Annotated in this window: 13 protein-coding genes; 1 reads left to right on the forward strand and 12 read right to left on the reverse strand. The window is 41.8% G+C overall.

Translation table 11 applies throughout. The features are described from left to right. Window positions 1-5 precede the first annotated feature (5 nt). Window positions 6-917, reverse strand: a complete 912-nt coding sequence (locus ACXAFK_RS10905; protein WP_474957775.1) for a DnaJ C-terminal domain-containing protein — start codon at window positions 915-917, stop codon at window positions 6-8. A 193-nt stretch (window positions 918-1,110) separates the two neighbouring features. Between ACXAFK_RS10905 and upp the strand changes: the two genes are divergently transcribed. Beyond that, entirely contained in the window at window positions 1,111-1,764 is a 654-nt protein-coding gene (upp, locus tag ACXAFK_RS10910) for a uracil phosphoribosyltransferase (protein WP_224834897.1), read from the forward strand. Window positions 1,765-1,775: 11 nt separating this feature from the next. Here the strand turns inward: upp and ACXAFK_RS10915 are convergent, their stop codons facing one another. From ACXAFK_RS10915 to ACXAFK_RS10965, 11 genes are all read right to left on the reverse strand, one after another. Further along, a complete protein-coding gene (locus tag ACXAFK_RS10915) occupies window positions 1,776-3,146 on the reverse strand; it encodes an MBL fold metallo-hydrolase RNA specificity domain-containing protein (protein ID WP_474957776.1) in 1,371 nt (456 codons plus the stop codon). Between the two features lie 6 nt (window positions 3,147-3,152). After that, complete coding sequence (locus ACXAFK_RS10920) at window positions 3,153-3,995, reverse strand: ATP cone domain-containing protein (RefSeq protein WP_474957777.1); 843 nt, start codon at window positions 3,993-3,995, stop codon at window positions 3,153-3,155. A 76-nt stretch (window positions 3,996-4,071) separates the two neighbouring features. Beyond that, window positions 4,072-5,505, reverse strand: coding sequence for an SLC13 family permease (locus ACXAFK_RS10925; RefSeq protein WP_338194151.1), 1,434 nt, complete (start codon window positions 5,503-5,505; stop codon window positions 4,072-4,074). Window positions 5,506-5,590: 85 nt separating this feature from the next. Further along, window positions 5,591-8,233, reverse strand: coding sequence for an exo-rhamnogalacturonan lyase family protein (locus ACXAFK_RS10930; protein WP_474957778.1), 2,643 nt, complete (start codon window positions 8,231-8,233; stop codon window positions 5,591-5,593). A 21-nt stretch (window positions 8,234-8,254) separates the two neighbouring features. Continuing rightward, the gene (locus tag ACXAFK_RS10935) at window positions 8,255-9,100 is read right to left on the reverse strand and encodes an ROK family protein (protein WP_474957779.1); all 846 of its coding nucleotides are present in this window, start codon (window positions 9,098-9,100) and stop codon (window positions 8,255-8,257) included. Further along, a complete protein-coding gene (locus ACXAFK_RS10940; protein ID WP_252079322.1) occupies window positions 9,100-10,356 on the reverse strand; it encodes an MFS transporter in 1,257 nt (418 codons plus the stop codon). The genes ACXAFK_RS10935 and ACXAFK_RS10940 overlap by 1 nt, the downstream gene beginning before the upstream one ends. 57 nt (window positions 10,357-10,413) lie before the next feature. After that, a complete protein-coding gene (locus tag ACXAFK_RS10945) occupies window positions 10,414-11,301 on the reverse strand; it encodes a PIG-L deacetylase family protein (protein ID WP_474957780.1) in 888 nt (295 codons plus the stop codon). Between the two features lie 208 nt (window positions 11,302-11,509). Next, window positions 11,510-12,889, reverse strand: a complete 1,380-nt coding sequence (locus ACXAFK_RS10950) for a RagB/SusD family nutrient uptake outer membrane protein (protein ID WP_474957781.1) — start codon at window positions 12,887-12,889, stop codon at window positions 11,510-11,512. A gap of 17 nt (window positions 12,890-12,906) precedes the next feature. Beyond that, window positions 12,907-16,434 (reverse strand): TonB-dependent receptor, encoded by a 3,528-nt coding sequence (locus ACXAFK_RS10955; protein WP_252079320.1) that lies wholly within the window; start codon window positions 16,432-16,434, stop codon window positions 12,907-12,909. Window positions 16,435-16,498: 64 nt separating this feature from the next. Then, a complete protein-coding gene (locus tag ACXAFK_RS10960) occupies window positions 16,499-17,671 on the reverse strand; it encodes a FecR family protein (RefSeq protein ID WP_474957782.1) in 1,173 nt (390 codons plus the stop codon). A gap of 155 nt (window positions 17,672-17,826) precedes the next feature. Beyond that, a complete protein-coding gene (locus ACXAFK_RS10965; protein WP_224834908.1) occupies window positions 17,827-18,381 on the reverse strand; it encodes an RNA polymerase sigma factor in 555 nt (184 codons plus the stop codon). Between the last annotated feature and the right edge of the window lie 130 nt (window positions 18,382-18,511).

Below are 18,511 nucleotides of genomic sequence, written 5' to 3' on the forward strand. Positions count from 1 at the left end.
CAGTGCTATGCTAGATTGGTCTTTGCCAAGGATTCGAAGAGGCTTTTCTGTTCTTGTGTAAGGTGCTTTGGAATTTTAACGGTATAGGTTAAATAGAGGTCCCCAAATTCTCCTTCTTTCTTATATTTAGGAAACCCTTTCCCTTTGAGTTTAACTTTGGTGCCATTATCGGTCCCCGGTGCCAGTTTTAATTTAACCCTACCCGTTAAAGTTTCGACCTGAATATCGCCTCCAAGTACCGCTTTCACCAAAGGAATTTGAACCGTCTTGTACAGGTTTGCTCCATCTCGTTTAAAAGCGGTATGGTTTACAATGGAAAATGTAATATAAAGGTCCCCGGCAGGGCCTCCATCGATTCCCGGGCCTCCATGACCTTTTATTTTAATGGTCTGTCCGTCCTCGATACCGGCAGGGATGGTCAATCGAATATTTTTTCCGTTAACGGTAAGGGTCTGTTTTTGTGTCGTGTACACATCCATCAACGACAATTGGAGCTGGGCATTGTAATCTTGGCCACGAAAATGGACCTTTTGGCCTTTGGAACCAAAACTTGATGCTCCACCGAACATGGACTCGAAAAAATCGGAAAAATCTTGGTTCGACCCTCCTGTGCGACGATAGGTATACCCTTCAAAATCATTTTGTCCAGCATATTGGGTGCGGGATCGCTTGTTTTTTTCAAACGCTTCGGCGTGCTGCCAGTCCTTGCCGTATTCGTCGTACTTTTTCCTTTTTTCGGTATCCGAGAGTACCTCATGGGCCTCGTTGACCCGTTTAAAGTTTTTCTCCGCTTCGGCATCATTCGGGTTAAGATCTGGATGATATTTCCTCGCCAATTTGCGATATGCCTTTTTTATTTGTTCGGGCGACGCCTTTTTATCAATCCCCAAAACCTTATAATAATCGATAAACTCCATAAATGGTCACAAAATCTTAGTGGTACAACCTAAAAATCATTTGAATAAAAGATTCTTTCAAATTTTTATAAAAAACTTACTTCTTTCCAATGACCTATATCAGTCAATTGGTTTGCATAGTGGACCTATGGTTTTTCATTTTTATATTTTAGGAACATCCCATACCTTTAAAAAAGAAACAATTTCTATTCAAATGATCATACATCAATTTGACCAGACCAATTCGGTACTCAATACATTTATTTCCGAAATTAGGGATGTGGAGATCCAAAAGGATTCCATGCGTTTTCGAAGAAACATTGAACGAATCGGCGAAGTTCTAGCTTATGAATTGAGTCGGTCCTTGGATTATGAAGCGAGAGAAATACAAACGCCTTTGGGCACCAAAAAAACCTTTGGATGTAAGGACGACCTAGTGCTTTGTTCGGTCCTAAGGGCCGGATTGCCCCTACATCAGGGCATGTTAAATTATTTTGACCGGGCCGAGAATGCCTTTATTTCGGCGTACAGACACCACCCCAACGATGATGATGATTTTGAAGTGATCGTAAAATATTTTGCCGCACCATCTTTGGATGGTAAGGTTTTGGTGCTCACCGACCCCATGCTGGCAACAGGAAAAACTTTGGAGAATGTGCTCAATGCCCTAAAGAGTCATGGAACACCAAAACAGATTCACATTCTATCGGTAATTGGTTCCAAATCTGGGATTGCCAAAGTGGAAAAGGTCTTTCCAAGCGACACTCAACTTTGGATCGCTACGGTGGACGAACACTTAACGAGCAAAGGCTATATTATTCCAGGGCTTGGTGATGCTGGGGATTTAAGTTATGGCCCTAAACTGTAATCTTTTAAGTTTTATAGTATAATTTCAACGACTTCGTGGATGGTCGGGATATAGCAATCCCAACCAAAACTTTCCTGGATTTTGTCCTTGTAGACCTCCATTGCCGACTTTTCACCATGTACCAGGAACACTTTTTCTGGAACGTTTTTAATGGAGCCCATCCAGTTCACCAACTCACCTTGGTCCGCATGTGCGGATAAGCTTTCCAAGTGGTGTACCTGTGCTTTAATGGGTATTGTTTTGCCATAGATCTTGAGTTCTGTCGCTCCTTCGAGAAGTTTTCTTCCACGGGTTTCTTCCGCCTGGTACCCAACAAGTAATATCGAGGTGGATATCATATCGCCCAATTGTTTAATATAGGTAAGAACCCTTCCTCCCGTTACCATACCGCTACCGGCAATTACAATTTTTGCCCTGGGGTCGTCAATGGTTTCCCAGGTTTCGGCATAAGAACTCACAATATTGATATGGTTGCACATATTCCAGTACTCCACGGGTGTAAGTTTATGCCAGTCAGGGTAATGTTCAAATACTTCCAGAACATTGTTGCCCATAGGACTATCCACAAAAATGGGGATATTGGGAATCTTGTTCTTTTTGTAGAGTTTCCACAATTGGTACATGAGCGATTGTAATCGTTCCACCGCAAAAGAAGGTATAATCAAGGTCCCTTTTTTGTACAAGGTATCATTGACCAGCTCTACCAGCTTCTGCCCAACATCCTCTGTAGGATGTAGCCTATCTCCATATGTGCTTTCCACAAACAGATAATCGGCCCATTCGGGTTGTTTTGGTGCATCCAGTAATTCATCTTGCTGCCTGCCCACATCCCCGGAAAAAACCAGGCGTTTACCGAATAGATCAATTTCTATATAGGTTGAACCAATAATATGTCCATTGTACAGGAATCGGGCATCGCAATGCTCGGACAATGAAACTTGCCCGCCTTCGTCGACTTGCTCAAAGAACTTCAAAGCGAAAGCTGCATCTTCGGCAGTGTACAAAGGCAACGCCGGATCGTGTTTACTGTATGCCTCTTTATTTGCTCTTTCTGCCTCTTCCTCTTGTATTTTGGCACTGTCTTCCAGAATGATCCTAGCAATGTCCAGACTTGGTCCGGTACCTAAAATTTTTCCTCGAAAACCTTGTTTTACCAAAAGAGGCAAATACCCGCAATGATCCAGGTGACCGTGGGTGAGCAAAACATAGTCGATCTGGGAAACATCTATGGGCAAGCGTTCCCAATTTTTTTCCCGTAGCGTCTTAATACCTTGGAACAATCCACAATCCACCAAAATTTTTATTTCTTCGGTGTGCAAATAAAACTTAGATCCCGTCACAGTCCCAGACCCGCCCAAAAAGTGTATTTCCAGTTTATTCATAACGTCTTACGAATTGCACAATGATTTCATTTCTTTAAGAATTCGCTGTTTTCTGCCATTGGATACGCCCAGATGGTCTAGGTAAAAACTATCTTTTTCCAATTGCCTGCAAAGCACTACGCCGCGTTCCAGCAAAAACTGTTTTTCCCTACCCGATAATAATGTGGATACGGTAATGGGGTATAACCGCAACCTATCTATCCTTTCCTTAAGTCCATCGCCATGAGGATAGTCCCAGCTCAATAAATACAATCCCACACAATTGCCGTAAGCAAGGGCATCTTTGGTAAATCTTGTGTTGGTCACAACCCAACCAAGGGTCGATGTATAATTCTTATCTTTGTTGGATTCCATGGGACCTTTTACGTCTTGGTATCGTGCATTGATATATAATGGTACTTTTACATTGCATTTTAGTCCATCATCTCCATGAAATTTACACTCGATTACGTTCATTGTACCATTTTTAATGGCCAAAACATCTATTTCGTGGGCAACGCAGGTACCGTTGACCATTTCACCAACTTGTGTCTTGTATCCTGAATAATATAGAATCCCACTGATGAACTTTTCAAAAGGAAATCCGGTCGGGCCCAGTTCGTAAATGGCTTTTTTTAATTTGTATTTGGATGCATAAATGGATTTTTTCTTTTTAAGAAGGGCAAATGCTCTATTATGGATTTCCCGGGTCGAAATTCCGGGATACAATTCATCCACTACCCTACTTACGACCTCTTGTACCATTTCTTCGTTGGCCCCACAATGCTGAAGGGATCTTTCCAATTTATCGATGGAAAACTTGACCTGTTCACCGGAAGATTTAGTAATTTGGAGATTATTGTTTGCCATATTACTAAAGTAAACATCCTTTTAGGAGAACGGTATGACATTCATCAATTTTACCAATAAGAGGTAATTGGGCCGATTAGAGCCCCCACAGGTATGGCAAAACAAAGAATACCGCAATTGCCATAATTATTATGGACAATATATTCATTAAAAATCCGGTTCGTACCATATCCTGTATACGTAGATAGCCCGAACCAAATACCACAGCATTGGGGGGTGTGGCCACAGGAAGCATAAATGCACAAGATGCGGCCGAAGTACACGCGACCATTAATAAATAAGGGTTTACGCCAAGCGTTATCGCCAACGGTGCCAGTACGGGCAGCATCATGGCGGTGGTGGCCAAATTTGAGGTAACTTCGGTCAAAAAGTTTACACAGGTTATGATCAAAAGCAGTAAAACGAACAATGGCAAGCTTTCAAAAACCGTCATTTGTCCACCAAGATAGTTGGCCAAACCAGTATCCTGAAATCCTTTTGCAATTGCCATACCTCCACCAAACAATAATATGATTCCCCATGGTATTTGTACCGCTTCTCTCCAGTTAATCAAGGGCTCCCCTGTTTTATTGGCCGGAATCATAAAAAGGATAATGGCTGCACCTATGGCTATAATGGTATCGTCCATATTGGGCATAAACTGCTGTAACAAGAACGATCTTGTGATCCAACAAAAGGCCGTGAACACAAAAACGAACAATACCCGCTTTTCTTCTGTTCCCAAGGGTCCCAATTCGGCCAATAGCCTATTTATTTCTTCTTTGCCCCCTGGAAACCGGGTCTGTTTTAAAGGAAATGCAATTCGAGTAAGATAAAGCCAGGCCAGTATTAAAAGTATAGAAGATACGGGCAGTCCATATTTCATCCATTGCCAAAAGCTAATATCCACGCCGTAGGTCTTCTGAACGAATCCGGCAAATACCAAATTTGGGGGTGTTCCAATTAAAGTTGCAATCCCACCGATCGAAGCGGCATAGGCAATGGCCAGCATTAATAATTTACTGAATATTTTATTTTCATCCTCTGGTGTATCCGGATTGTCCTTTAATTGTTTTACAATGGAAACGGCCATTGGGATTACCATTACGGTTGTTGCCGTATTGGAGATCCACATGGAAAGAAACGCAGTGGCCACCATAAATCCCAATACAATGGTGTACATATTGGTTCCGATGGTTTTAATGATCTGCAATGCTATCCTCTTATGAAGGTTCCACTTTTCAATGGCTGCCGCCAAAATAAAACCACCCATAAACAGAAAAACATACTTGTGCCCATAGCTCGCAGTGGTATCGCTCAATGCAACAGCATCCAAAAGGGGGAACATTAGTATGGGCAATAAAGCGGTGACCGCAATGGGCAACACTTCAAAAACCCACCATACTCCAATCCACACGGTGGCCGCCAGCACGTTTTTGCCCTGTACGGAGAGTGTTTCATCTTTAAAGAATAACTGAATCAGGATAAAAAGTAGCGGGCCTAATACCAGGCCGAATTTCTTGTAGGACATAGGAGTTGGATAGTTAGTTTTTGTGCAAATAAAAAAGGGATGGTGGCCCTAAAGCTACACCACCCCCTTCCGAAGATTACTAGATTTAGTCGATATTTTCCTTATCCATCCAGTATAGTAAATAAGGAATGTTATATGCATGTGTCCATCCAAAAACACGCAGTCCTTGGTTGGTCTGCCAATTGGTAAATCGTCCCTTGCTCATGGGCAGATTGGATATTCCCAAAAGGTCTTTACTATAGTCTTCTGTTGATTCGTATTCGTCGGGTGATTTTGGTAATTCTCCTACTTTAAGTATTTCAGCCCTTGCCAAGGCTTCGTCCAAGTAGCTTTGCTGTCCACTTATCTCATAACCTAGCAATAGAGGGTAAATGGTAGCCAAATACGATTCCATTTCGTGGTTCAATGGAGGTACATCGCGCACCCATCTGGCGTGCTTCAATAGGGCCTTGCGTACTTTTTCATCACTTGTAATCTGTTGATATTTATACAGTCCTTGCGCCACATAGGGCTGGGAATATCCATATCTATCCAACAATAGGTTTCCGCCTTGGCGTTCTTGGAATTCGAGCATTAATCGTACCCTATCGTCCAGCTCATCCTTATATTTCTGCAATTTTGTGGCATCGTACAACTCAACCATATTGAGTACGGACAAATACAACCTTCTACCTCGCAAATCGTGTTCACCCCATATTCGGTTAATGTAAGTGTCTCCTGTCATTTTAGCTACTTCCAAGGCTCTATGGTCGCCTGTTAGATAGTAATCGGCGATCCAACCCTGAATCCAAACGTGTGCACTTAATAACGAATACCAGTGTTCTGCGGCATGTCTTCTACCAATACCCAAATAAGGTGTGGATTCCGGCTCATCCTCAAAGTTCCAAAAGTCGATGGCATCGTTGATCTGACCATAGTATGTGCGTTTTTTGGGCCAGTGTATGTTGTCCACATCCATGGTATGTCTGCTCATGGCTTGGGCCAGTTCAAAATACTTGGGGTCGCCCGTTCGCATAAAGTTGGTCCACAACATAAAATCCACTGTGGGCTCGTTGTTGGTCCACTGTACCCAATGGCCGTTATAGTAATAGGTTTTTCCATCACCATAGTTGAACATGCCGTACCATGGCTGATTTTTTTGGTTGTAGGCCCACCATTGATATCTATATTGAAGGGCATTTTCGAACTCAGTATGTTCGGATGATGCCGGTGCCATATTGCCATACACCTTGGAATTGGTGTACCACTCCGGTGTGGCGTGTGCAACTGGGCTTTCGACTACATAATCCATTTTTTCGGCAACGTCGTTCTTGTTGTCGTGGAAGTAATATATGAACTCGGTAGTTTTGGTTATCCCTTGGGCAAAATTGGACAACATTCCGCCGTCCATGGCCGTATGGTGTCTTTCAAAGCTCATGGGCCCATTCTCTTCCGGCCAAATGCTTCCCAAAAGCAAATTATTGGCGGGATCTACTTTTATCCCTTTGGGATATTCTTTCATAAAGTTCCGTATCCCTACGCCAATTCCCCTTTTGCCATCTGTTACGTTCAACCAACCTTTGGCTCTTTGTGATTTGGCGACTTCTTCTGTTCCTTGGGTTACCGTTGCCTGGAATTCTTCGTCTATTTTGTTTGCACCATCACTATTTTTTGTGGCTTGGCCCAGATAAACATCCCTTAAGGTAGGTGGACTTTTTTTGGCCGGTCCTTTTTGTAGCAATTGTATGGATGAGCCATCGAGACCCGTCTCTTTCATTGTTGATGGAGCGTTATCATTCTTCCAAGAGCCTTCTTGCAATGGCATGGAAACGGTTGCATTTTCGTCCAAATGATATTTTAACTGAAGTCCAATTCCTGCTATTTGATCATTGGGCTGGGTCCAACCTTCGTCGTCGGCTGTGTTCTCCGAAATAATTTTTTCTTTCTGTGTGGCAATATTTGCGTGCTCCCCTTCCTGAATTTTGTGCTTATCCGGAACTCCGGTATACGTCATGGTATGCAACACTTTTATGTAACTTTTTCCTGCATATGCGTGCAGCCAGATGGTAAAAGGCGATAAGTTGTTATCGTCCCTACTGAAGGTATAGGTTCCCTCTACCCTAAAAATGGAATGCATTGGACCTGAGCCTTTTTCGCGGAACACTTCATTGATCACAGCTTTGGATGAATCGATACCTGCATCATCGAGTAAATCGAAAAAAGAACCTCTATTACTGCCCGGTGAAGATGCAATCAGCTCTTTCTCTGAAAATTCGCCGTCGTTGTTGGAATCTAAAAAGACTTCATCCAAAAATCCGTCCCCTTTTTTATGAATGTTAAAGGAAATGGCTCCCGTATTTACTTCGATTCCACCACTTGGCCTCATGTTGTTGGCCGATATTATTTTTTCCGTAGGACGCATTGGTACAACTCCGTCACCATACTCCAACACATAATCTGTGGTTTCTTCGGAGAAGAAAAATACCCACACCCATTTTATACTATCATCGATAGGTCCCCAAGTACTCACTTCTGTGGTCTGGCACGGGATTTCGGTACCATCTGATGTCAGTAAACGAATATGGTCCACTGAGTATAATTCTCCTTTTGGAAAAGGTATCCCTAAAGTTATGGGCGCCCCTTTTTTATTGTTTTCGACTGTAATGCTCAGCTGATTTCCCGCTACTTTGGGTTCAGCACAGGATTGAAGCAGCAAGCATGCCAGAACTAGTGTTAGTAATATTCTCATTGGTTCAGTAAGGTTATTTTTTTAAAGACAAAGTGCAGCAGCACCCAAGATGGGCGAATCCACCAGATCCGAGATTTCTATTTTAAAATTTTCTAATTGCTTTTGGTATGCGAATGTTTTGAGCGCATCGTCCAATGCGGATTTAAATAGAGGATGGGCTTTACTTATGGAGCCACCTAGAATTATGGCTTCCGGAGCAAACAAATACAATATGTTCTTTATCGCTTCGCCCAGATGCATACCATATTCTTTAAAGGCGGCGATAGCTTTTATATCATTTTCCAAAGCTTTTGCGTAGAGAATTCTTGCAGATGTACCATAGGCATCTTCAAAAAAGAAACTGCCGGTGTACTGTTCCAAAATTCCATCTTTGTACGATAGCATTCCAACTTCCCCCGCACCACACAAAACTCCGTTGTACAATTTATTTTCTATTATGATTCCCATACCGAGACCGGTTCCCAAGGAAAGGGCTACACAATTTTTATAATCGGTAGCTTTTCCAAAATGCTTTTCTCCCAATGCAAAACAATTGGCATCGTTGTTTAAGAAAACTGGTACATTGAACTTATCCTGTAAGAGTTGCTTTAATGGTACTTTTTTCCAAGATGGAATGTTCTGTACATCGAACACCACGCCGGAATCTGCATCGACCACTGCCGGCACACCTACGCCAATGGCGGTAACGGAGTCGTTCATCACTTCTTCAATGGTTTCGTATAATTTGGCCAGTGAAGTTTCCAGGGAATCATTTTTATCCACCATGGAAAAACCTGTCCGTTCCACGTGTGTTCCCAAAACCCTACCTGTTTTGATCTTGGTTCCTCCGATATCCACTCCCAAAACTGTTCGTGTTTCTTCTGCCACTAGTCTTTCTTTAAGCTGATGGTTTTATTGTTTACTAAAGGTTTGGCCCAAAATCCGATAGATAGGATAAAGCCCAAAGGAATGATCAGAAAGAACATTCCCGATTGTAGGGACATGATTTCCCCTAGCCCTCCAACGATGAAGGGTATTACGGCTCCACCAGCTATACCGGTACATAAAATTCCGGATAATGATCCATGATGTTCCTTGACCGAATTCAAGGCCAATGAGAATATTATGGAATACATTACAGAGATAAAGAAGCCTACCATTGGGAAGCCGATCAATGCCATTTGGGCGGAACCAGTAAGTGCCACCACCAAGCATATTATGGTAATGGACGTGGCCAAAATCAAGAGTTTTCGGCTATCCATAAACTTGAGCAATAACAAGCCCAGTAAACAGCCTACGGTCAACATTGCCCAGAAATAGGATACTGTATTCGCACCTACCGTTTGTGGATCCAGTCCATGATATTGACTTAGGAACTGTGATATCCAGTTACCTACCCCTTGTTCCGTTCCCACGTAACAAAATATTCCCAGGAAGTAAAGTATGGTCCATTTATTTTTTAAAAGGTCCCAGTAAGAACTACGGTCCCCAGCTTTTTCCTCTTCCGTTTTTTCAAACTTCGGATACTTGGTAAAGAATACATAAAAGAACAAGATCAATGCGATTGCTGCAAAAACGATATACAATGAGGCCCATGGTAAATCTTGTGGGACCCATCCGCGCAATGTTTCTGCCAAGGTATCGTCCGTGTTGTCCTTGCTCACCAAATATTTGTACAAATAGGGACTTAAAAAGGAGGCTGCACCAAATACCAATTGTGCCAGTACCGAGTTGAAGGCAAAATGCTCTTCGCCACCCGCTACGCGCAACATTGGATTGATAATAACCTGCAATACGGCCATACAACAACCCAATACAAAAAGGGTAATACTAAAAACAGCGTATTGCGGTAATAGGGCAAAACCCAGGGAAGCAAGCGCCATGACCAAAAATGAAACGGATAGTAGTGTCCGTTCACTGTATTTTTCTGATAAAAACCCGGCCGGTATGGACATAATCCCATAGGCTATAAAAAAGGTGAAAGGCAATAATCCTGTCAATGTAAGACTAAGGTCAAAACTGTCCTTTACATCAACGATAATAGAATTAAGGATATTAGTAATGAACGATATCACAAAAAATACGATCATTACCAAGCCTATAATATGTATATACCTTTTGGTCGTGGGCTTGCTGTTCTCCATTTTAATTGGTTGGTTAATTACACTTGGATTTTTCCTGGGTGGTCAATGCCTATTTTCTTATTTAGTACCCAACATTGGGAACATTTCTTTGATTTCCTCTTCGGTAGGTTGCTTTCCGTATTCACAAATTTCGAAAACCTCTACTTGTTTAACTTTTGACACATCTACATTTGGGTACCATTTTTTAACAGCTTCCAATGTGCTTGCATCCGGTTTTCTGTCCATCCATCTTTCTTTTAGCCATGCCAATCTTGCTTTTTCCTCTGTTGGTATGGTAGAAAGGTCTACACCTCTTGTCCAAGGCAACCATTCGAACATCTGGGAATCGTGAGCTGCCAAACCTTTTACTTTTACATCGATTACATCGTCCACAATTACCGCTATATCCTTTATGAATGGATAAGGCTTTTGGAAATGATCGCTCATGTAAAGGAATACCGGGTTCTTTTTTAGTGGTGGGGTATCGGGAGCTACATTGGGAACTATGTTCATGTAAGCTGCATCTTGTACCACTGAACCTGCATTTCTATGGTCTGGGTGATAATCGTTGGGTCTAAGGCCCAAAACAATATCTGCGTTCCAATCACGTATTCTGCGGATTACCTCCAAACGAACATTTAAAGTAGGCAACAATTCACCATCGTGATTGTCCAATACTTCGTACTCTGCAATGCCCAATGCCTTAGCGGCATTTACAGATTCTTGTCTTCGCTTTTTACCTAAAATACCGCCTCCCATTGCATGGTGGCCTGCATCACCATTGGTCAACGATAGGAACTTTACATTGTGTCCCATTTTAGCGAACAAAGCTGCAGTTCCACCAAATTTGGAATCACAATCATCCGGGTGTGCTCCGATGGCCAGAATATTCAACACTTTTTTTTGTTGTGCCTGCAATGTTGCCACGGCAAAGCATAGGCAAACAGCCATAATTAACTTTCTCATCTTACTATTTTATTTATTAGGTTATTATTTTACAATTCTGTTCCTGGTCGCTTTATAAAAAAGCAACTACACTATTCTTTTTCAACACTTTAAGTTAGTTGATCATCCATAGGTATAAGTAGGTAATCCATGGTTTGGGACTGATCAAACAAACTAACTTAATGAATGAAAACAAAACATAAACTCACGAATACTTCGTTGTCGATCTTTAGTTTTGCACAAAATTTGGATTGATGTCCATCTCCCTTTGTGGGATATAGAAATATTCTCTTGTGCCTGTTATAAAGTCCTCTGCATCGATAACTTTGTCAATGGCATTGAAACGCTTAAGGTCTGCCCATCGATGGTTTTCAAAAGCGAGTTCAACTCTTCTTTCCTGCAACAACTTTTCTTCAAAAGTTCCTGGGCTGGATGCATCGATATCTGCCAATCCTGCTCTATTTCTAACTTCATTTATCAAATCGTAGCTTTCTGATGTTTCACCCAAAGCTTCGGCAAGCATCAACAATACATCGGCATAACGGAACACCACAAAATTGATATCAGAATCGTTTTCTATGGCCAAATCAGATTGATATTTCTTCACATGTAGCTGCTCAACGGTTTCACCTTCAAGGTTTTCGTAAGTAGCTGCCATGGAAACATCGTATCTCAAATCTCCATCTTCGTAAGCATCCATCATAGATTGCGTGGGACGGTTTCTACCAAAACCAGATCCGGTCTGCAGATCGGTACTTGGTGAAAAATCGTTGGTAAACAAACTACCTTGACCAATTCCTCCACTAATATACTGCACTTCGAAAATGGACTCTGCGTTGTTCTCGTTGGACACGCCCCATAGATCCGAATAATTTGGTACTAATTCGTAACCATAGTTGGCAATGATTCTTCTGAGCACGGTTTCTGCTGCGGAATTTTCGCCCAATGTCAACAATACTTTGGCCAACAATGTTGCTGCAGCTCCCTTGGTCGCTTTACCCACTTCGCTTCCGCTGTAGGATACTGGCAAACCTTGTTCTGCAGTGGTCAAGTCGGTGACCAATTGTTGTAGCACTGTGGTTTCGTCCACTTGCGTAAGCTCGTCTCCAGCCACAAATGGCGTCAACTGCAAGGGAATATTACCAAAACCGATTGCCAAATGGTAATACATTAAAGATCGAATAAACAATGCTTCACCAGCAAGTTGATCACTAAATGCTGCGTCCAACTCAACATTTGGAATACGATCCAAGATAACGTTACAATTGGCTATTACCCTATAAGATTCGCTCCATGCAGAGGTAACCTGCTCGTTCAAGGCGTCTTCGGTAAATGCATTTATTTCGGTATACTGACGTGCCAATCCGGTAGCATCCGGACCTTGATCTGTATTATCGCTTCGCATCTCGAACATGGTCCAATACCCTCTACCATATACACCAGTGCTTTGAAGACCGGCATAACTGGCGGTAACAGCGGCTTCAAAATCATCCGCAGTGTTATAGAAGTCCGCCTCGTTCCTATTGGAAATTGGTGCTAGATCGGTAAAATCTTCACTACACCCGGTAAATAGTGCCGTGCATAGCATTATATATAGAATTCGTTTCATTTTTCTCAGTTTTTAGGTTAGAACTTAAGGTTTACGCCCAAGGTAAAGGATTTAGCCAATGGAAATGCTCCATAGTCCTCCCCAGGGGTTAAACTATTCGTGGTAATGCTACTAACCTCTGGGTTATAACCGAGGTAATCGGTAATGGTAAAGAGGTTTGTTCCCGTAACATAGAACCTAAGTTTCTGAATTTTGCTTCCAAAAAACTTATCGGTCGGCAAAGTGTAACCCAAGGTTACATTTCTTAATCGAACATAAGAACCGTCCTCTACTTGAAAAGAAGAAGGTCTATTGTTGTTACCGTGATTTCCGGATACCCTATCCGCCCTTGGCACAGAACCGCTTCCTGGTTGGGATTCCGATATCCAACGGTCATTGAATATGGCATAGGAGTTAAAGTTGGCCTCACCGTTCTTCATGTGTCTTGAAGTCAGGTTTAGAATTTCATTGCCTTCCACACCTTGAATCAAGAAACTGAAATCGATGTTCTTGTAGGTCAGCCTGTTGTTAATACCCCAGTTAAAATCCGGGAAGTAACTTCCTGTTACGGTTCTATCATCTGGAGTGATCTCTCCGTCACCATCGATATCCTTGAATCGGAAATCCCCAGGTGCTGGATCGGGCGCTTGTGTATCGAATGGTGCAGCATCAATCTCAGCTTGGGATTGATATACTCCGTCCACTACATAACCATAGTAGCTACCGATAGGATCACCTACCCTGGTTACGTGTCGTACCCCCGCACTACCTGAAGAATAAATAGGCTCATTGCCCTCGTTCAGGGAAAGTACTTCGTTTTTGTTGGTGGAGAAATTAACATCGGTATTCCAAGTAAAATCCTCACCTACAAAGTTCTTGGTGCTCAAAGCAAGTTCAAAACCTCTGTTTTGTACTTCTCCCAAATTTCTTAAAGTGGTCTCGAAACCAGAAACTGAAGAAATGGCCACGTTAAGCAACAAATCCCTTGTTTTGGTGTCGTAGTAATCGGCCAAAAGGAAAACTCTGTTGTTGAACAACCCTAATTCTATACCTAAATCTATTTGCTCGGATTTTTCCCAAGTTAGGTTTGGGTTTGGAATTGTGCTCTGTACAAGACCATTGATTTGGTTTCCTCCAAGGTTATAGTTCTGAGGCGATAAAAGACCAACAGCCCCATAATTTGGAATCTCAAAGTTACCTGTTTGTCCCCAGCTGGCACGCAATTTAAGTTCGGATATAGTTTCTGAATCCGCCAAAAAGTCCTCTTCGTTCAATCTCCATCCCAAAGAAAAGGAAGGGAAGTATCCTGTTTGGTTGTTTTTACCAAAACGAGAAGATTTATCGGAACGGAAAGTTCCAGTAAACAAATATTTATCCTTGTAACTATAATTCACCCTAAACAAGCTGGACAATAAAGACCACTGCTCTTTAATGGCAGTACCGCCATACACCTGTCCACCACTAACGGTCGGCACAAGATCGTCCGGATAATTGTTGGCCAAAACACTTTTCAGGTGTACATTGTCCTTTTGCGCTGTATAACCAACTACTGCGTCTATATAGTGATCGCCGAACTCCTTGGTCCAGTTCAAGGTGTTCTCCCACAACCAGTTGGTCTCCGTAGAAGAAGATGCTTGTCCGTATGGATTCCCATCTGCCGAATTACGATATAACAACGTACTGGCCCTGTAAAAATCTTGGTTGTATAGGTTGATGTAAACCCCACCAAAGGTCTTGAAGCTTAATTCCGGAAGAATATCATAGGTCAAGGCAAGATTACCTCTTGTTTGAAACTGGAATATTTGATCATCCACCGCTTCAATAATGGCCAATGGGTTACTCGCTGTAGTTGTACCTCCTCCTAAATAAGACTGGTTGTTCAGCTGGTTGATTGTTCCATCGGGATTGTATGGAGCAACTGTTGGCGAGTGAACTATACCGGAATATACAATTCCCGGAGGTGTTCCAAAATATGGTGAATTTGCCGGAACCCTTTGGTTCTCTGTCACCGTAGGAGCCAATCTTAGGTCAAGGTTCAGTTTTTCCGTTAATTGGGAATTTACGTTCAACAATACGGAATACCTTTCAAACTTGGCCTTGTCAATAATACCAGTTTGCGAAAAATATCCTGTAGAAGCGTAAAAACTAGTTTTATTTCTTACTGGTGATGCATAGGAAAAGTTATAGCTCTGCACTACCCCTGTCTTGAACATAATATCTTGCCAATCGGTATCGGTTCCATCCCAGTTAAGGAATGATTCCGGCATCTCATAATTAGCATTCCCTCTGTCGCCAGGTCCGATCGGATCATCGACAGATGCTCCCGGAACATCCTGAAGATACGCATTGTTTCTTGCATCTCTCGTAAAATCTATGAGTTCCTCGGCATTCATCAAATCCAATTTGTTGGCTACCGATTGAATACTCACATAAGAATCAAAGGAAAAAACTCCTTCATCATTGTTAGATCCTTTTTTTGTAGTGATCAAAAGAACACCGTTACCACCTCTTGAACCATAAATGGCAGCGGCACTGGCATCTTTCAATACTTGGATAGACTCAATATCATTTGGGTTCAAGGTTGCCAATGGGTTAATTGTTGGAGGCTGAAACGCAGCTCTTTGGCTTGCCACCCCACCCAATTGACTAGATGATGTAAGGTTTCGCGAAATAGGAATCCCATCTACCACGAACAATGGATCGTTTCCCGCAGAAATGGATCCCGAACCCCTAACTCGAATATTCGGTGCAGCACCTGGTTCACCAGAAACTTCTTGCACCTGAACACCTGTTACTTGTCCAATAAGGGCGCTTTCCGGAGTCAGAGCCGGTACTTCGGTTATGGTTTCCGGAGTAATGGAAACCACAGACCCGGTTACTTTTTTCTTTGCCAATGTACCGTATCCAACAACTACTACCTCTTCTAGAGCGGCGGCATCTTGTTCCAGGGTGATATTAACGGAAGTTTGTCCGGCAACATCGACTTCTTTTGCCTTAAAACCAATGTAGGTAACTCTGATTACCGTTACACCGGATGGCATGGTAATTTCGAAATTACCATCAAAATCCGTAGTAGCCCCAACCGTGGTACCCTTTGCTATAATGGTAGCTCCTGCCAACGGAATTCCTGCATTATCCAATACAACCCCGGTTAAGTTGGACTGTGGTGGATTTTCAGCATTGATCTTCTTTTGTGGAACTAGGCTTTTCAAAGTCTTTTCTTTCTTTTTCACCACTATTTGTCTAGCAATGATCTCAAAGGAAAGGTCGGTACCTTTAAATACCTCTTTTAAGAAATCCTCGATGCAAAGATTTGCACCGTTTACGGTTACTTTTCGGTTTATGTTGACCTCGGTGGCCTCATAAAAGAACTTATAACCTGTTGTTTCTGTGATGGTTTCGAACACATCACTCAATCGTGTGTCATCAAAGTTCGCGGCCACTTTATCATATTGCGCGCAAGACGCTGCATTGACTTGCCCAAACATAAAGAGCAGGAAAAATCCATAAAGCAATTTTTGCCCGAGTTTAGGAACTATGGCACATATAGTCTTGGTTTTTTTCATAATTGAATTAGTCTAGTTAGTAATTTAAGTTTTTTGGTTTCTAAAGGTTTTCACATCATAGGCACTATTCTTTTTTGTTCTTTTTTATTGTTATCGTATTTCCTTCAACTTCGTATTTAAAATGTGTATGTGCCTGTATGGTTCTGAGCACATTATCTATAGATTCCTCATCGAACATACCCGTAAATCTCCGCTCTCCCAATTCTCTGTATTGATTTACGATTTTTATATCGTATTGACGCTGTAAACGATTTATGATCTGTGCCATGGATTCATTTTCAAAAGCCAATATTCCCTTGGTCCACGATATATATGAGGACACATCCACATGTTCCACGATAAAGCCCTTTCCTTCAGATTTGGTAGCTTTTTGCGATGGCACTATCATTTGTAAGTCACTGTTTACCAAACCATTAAACTCACCAACACCAACTGACCCTTCTACCAACACCACTTCGCTCGGACCATCTTCCTCATAGGCCGAAACATTAAATACCGTTCCAAAAACCTGAGTGTACATAGTTTCTGTTTTAACTATGAAAGGTTTTTCGGGGTTTTTCGCTATTTCAAAAAAGCCCTCTCCGTTTAGGGCAACTTCCCGTTTGTCCAAGTTTTCAAAACTGGAAGGATACGTAAGGCTTGAACCAGAATTCAACATCACCACGGAACCGTCTTGCAACGTAACGGAAAGGTTTTTGCCGTAAGGGACCCTAATGGTATTATGAGCAACCTCTCCTTTGTTCTCACCTTCTTCGGTTTGTCTCAAAACTCCATTTACAAAAGATACTACCGTATTTCCCTTTTTACTTTTTACCGTAGCATTGGTTTCTGGATCAATGGTCAAAATCTCACCATTATCCAACTGTATGGTAATTTGATTGGGATCTAAATTTACCTGAATGTCTCCCAACGGGTTCTGATTGAGCAAAAAGTACAGTGAGGAACCTAAAACAATCATGATCACGGCAGCATACTTCCAAACATGCTCTCGCACGAACAACGACCTGATCTTTCTGTTTTCTTTTTCTTTAATGGTATCCAAGAAACTTTCAAAAGCAGCTTCGGTAGCCCAAGGCTTATCTTCGTACTTGACCAAAAAATCTGCCTGCACCAACTTTTTGAACACTTCTGCATTATTTCCCTTTTGGATCCATTCGAACAAAATCGTCAATTCGTCCTGCGAAGCTTCTTGGTTGATGTACCTTGTAATTATTCGTCTGATATCAATCTTGGTCATCTGAGTATTATTGTCACTTTTAAAAGAGACGCAAGATTTTTAAAAAACCCTTACAAGGACTTAAAATTTTAACATTTAAAATGTGAAATCCATGATTAAAGAAGGGTTTTATTGACTATAAAATCCCAGTAATCAGACATTTGAGAAGTAAATTATTATAAAAAAACAGTCAATTGTGCCCTAAGTCGTTTCATGGCCTTGGCCATGTGCACCTCTACTGTTTTAATGGATATTTGAAGTTGTTCCGAGATTTCCCGATATTTTAGACCTTCCCTTTTGCTCATAATGAACACTTTTTTACACTGTTCCGGCAAATTATCGATCTCTTGCTCTACTTTTTTCAATCGCTCTTCAAAAAGTGAGCTGTCGGTTTCGGCCATTTCCAAATAGGCTTCGTCCTTTAATTTTTCCAGAAGTTGAAATTCTTTCTTCTTTTTGCGTTGTGAGTCGATAAACAAATTATAGGCAATTTTAAATAAATAGCGCTTTAATTTATTTTCGGAAACGGAAAGTTTTCGTCTGTTGTCCCAAATTTTGATGAAAGTCTGTTGGGCAATATCCTCTGCAGCTTTTTGGTTACCCGAAATTGCAGTCATATAATTGCACAACTCCCTATGGTATAGGCCAAACAAGTGGGCATAGGCCTCTTTACAGCCATTTTGCAGCTGTTCAATGAGGTAGGTTTCGTTTGTAAAACTTTTTTGGCCCATTATTTCACCTTTCTTTTTAGGTATGTCACAATCCAAATATTATTCGCATTGGGCAATTCTTTGCCAATTGTCAACATATCATCATTACATAACACAGAACCGCTAGAACAAACCATATGAGGATCTTTTT

Source organism: Flagellimonas sp. ABD4_174, from assembly GCF_056160185.1.